The sequence below is a fragment of the Microbacterium sp. Kw_RZR3 genome, assembly GCF_029222405.1.
Classification (GTDB): domain Bacteria; phylum Actinomycetota; class Actinomycetes; order Actinomycetales; family Microbacteriaceae; genus Microbacterium.
The window spans coordinates 1-1923 of sequence record NZ_JARHXC010000049.1 but is presented as its reverse complement, the minus strand read 5'-3'; the positions used below and the strand labels follow the sequence as shown (position 1 = coordinate 1923).

Annotated in this window: 3 protein-coding genes; all 3 read right to left on the bottom strand. The window is 67.4% G+C overall.

Translation table 11 applies throughout. The features are described 5' to 3' along the window. Nucleotides 1-2: 2 nt before the first annotated feature. The 3 genes from P2P98_RS02190 to P2P98_RS02180 all read right to left on the bottom strand — a co-directional run bounded on the left by P2P98_RS02190 (nucleotide 3) and on the right by P2P98_RS02180 (nucleotide 1840). Nucleotides 3-665, bottom strand: coding sequence for an ATP-dependent Clp protease proteolytic subunit (locus tag P2P98_RS02190; RefSeq protein ID WP_058596255.1), 663 nt, complete (start codon nucleotides 663-665; stop codon nucleotides 3-5). A gap of 23 nt (nucleotides 666-688) precedes the next feature. Further along, entirely contained in the window at nucleotides 689-1273 is a 585-nt protein-coding gene (locus P2P98_RS02185) for an ATP-dependent Clp protease proteolytic subunit (RefSeq protein WP_013586418.1), read from the bottom strand. Nucleotides 1274-1351: 78 nt separating this feature from the next. Then, the gene (locus P2P98_RS02180; protein WP_275796759.1) at nucleotides 1352-1840 is read right to left on the bottom strand and encodes a tetratricopeptide repeat protein; all 489 of its coding nucleotides are present in this window, start codon (nucleotides 1838-1840) and stop codon (nucleotides 1352-1354) included. Nucleotides 1841-1923 lie beyond the last annotated feature (83 nt).

Below are 1923 nucleotides of genomic sequence, written 5' to 3'. Positions count from 1 at the left end.
CGTCAGGCGGTGAGTGCCGCCGGCTGACGCTTGCGCGTGGTCAGCACCTGGTCGACGATGCCGTACTCCATCGCCTCCTGGGCCGAGAGGATCTTGTCGCGATCGATGTCCTTGTTGACCTTCGCCGCGTCCTGACCCGTGTGGCGGGCCATGGTCTCTTCGAGCCAGGTGCGCATGCGCAGGATCTCGGCGGCCTGGATCTCGATGTCCGACGCCTGTCCGTGACCGGCCTCGCCCATCGCGGGCTGGTGGATCAGGATGCGGGCGTTGGGCAGGGCGAGACGCTTGCCGGGCGCGCCGGCGGCGAGCAGGACGGATGCCGCGGACGCGGCCTGTCCGAGCACGACCGTCTGGATCTGCGGCGAGACGTACTGCATCGTGTCGTAGATCGCCGTCATGGCCGTGAACGAGCCACCGGGCGAGTTGATGTACATGATGATGTCGCGGTCGGGGTCCTGCGACTCGAGAACGAGCAGCTGGGCCATGACGTCGTCGGCCGAGGCATCGTCGACCTGGACGCCCAGGAAGATGACGCGGTCCTCGAACAGCTTGTTGTACGGGTCCTGGCGCTTGTAGCCGTACGCCGTTCGCTCCTCGAACTGAGGAAGGACGTAGCGGCTCGAAGGCATGTGCGCCGCAGCGCCGCCGAAGGTGGGGATGTTCATATCGGTGTCCTTTTCCTCTCGACTCAGGCCGCGGTTCCGCCGCCGCCGGTGACGTCGGTGGCGTGTTCGCGCATGTGGTCGACGAAGCCGTACTCGAGGGCTTCCTGAGCGGTGAACCAGCGGTCGCGGTCACCGTCGGCGTTGATCTGCTCGACGCTCTTGCCGGTCTGCGAGGCGGTGATCTCGGCGAGGCGGCGCTTCATGTCGAGGATCAGCTGCGCCTGCGTCTGGATGTCGCTCGACGTTCCGCCGAACCCGCCGTGGGGCTGGTGGAGCAGCACACGGGCGTTGGGCGTGATGTAGCGCTTGCCCTTGGTGCCGCTCGTGAGCAGCAGCTGCCCCATCGAGGCCGCCATGCCGATACCGACGGTGACGATGTCGTTCGGCACGAACTGCATCGTGTCGTAGATCGCCATACCGGCCGTGATCGAGCCGCCGGGCGAGTTGATGTAGAGGTAGATGTCCTTCTGCGGGTCTTCTGCGGCGAGCAGGAGGATCTTCGCGCAGATCTCGTTGGCGTTCTCGTCACGCACCTCCGAACCGAGCCAGATGATGCGGTCCTTCAGCAGCCTGTCGAAGACGCTCGTTGCCATAAGGGGTTCGGGCATTTGTGCTCCTCTTCCGGTGATCTGCAACGAATCTACCGGCGCGTTCCGGGGCGGGATGCCGTGTTCGCCGCGGGCGGATCAGACGCGGTCGTCGGCGATTTCTCGCGCGTATCCGGTCACCGACCGGGTATAGCGCGGAAGGTGCGGGGCGAGGGCTTGGAGGGCGATGGATGCCGCCCGCTCGGGCTCGCCGCTCGACACCAGCGCGAGCGCGTAGAACGCCGCAGCCGCGTCGTGCAGGGGTCCGCGCGGTTCGCGCTCGTACTCCGCGCGCAGCATCGCGAGGGCTTCGGCGGTCTTGCCCAGGTTGCGGATGGTGCTGGCGAGCTGGATCGTCGCGCGCGTGCGGCGCTCGTCGTCGAGACCGAGCGCGAGGGCACGGCGGTAGAGGACCTCCGCCTCGTCCTCGACACCGGCCGAGTCGCGTGCACCCGCTCGCTCGAACAGGGCCACCGCGTCGTCCTCCGGCCGTTCGCTTGCGAGCGCGTCGATCCGCTCGATCACGTCACCGGGCGTGAGGGTCTCGTCCGCCCAGACGGCGTCCACTCGGTTCTGCCAGTCGTTCATGATGGGCCCGACCCTTCTCTGTGCGGTGCCCGCCGAGTGTCCAAGACACGCCGTTTCCCCACCGGGCATTGCGGCGTGTCTTG

Bases quoted from the DNA above. Each gene is read 5' to 3' on its own strand.
- P2P98_RS02190 (WP_058596255.1), bottom strand. From the start codon at position 665: ATGAACATCCCCACCTTCGGCGGCGCTGCGGCGCACATGCCTTCGAGC.
- P2P98_RS02185 (WP_013586418.1), bottom strand. From the start codon at position 1,273: ATGCCCGAACCCCTTATGGCAACGAGCGTCTTCGACAGGCTGCTGAAG.
- P2P98_RS02180 (WP_275796759.1), bottom strand. From the start codon at position 1,840: ATGAACGACTGGCAGAACCGAGTGGACGCCGTCTGGGCGGACGAGACC.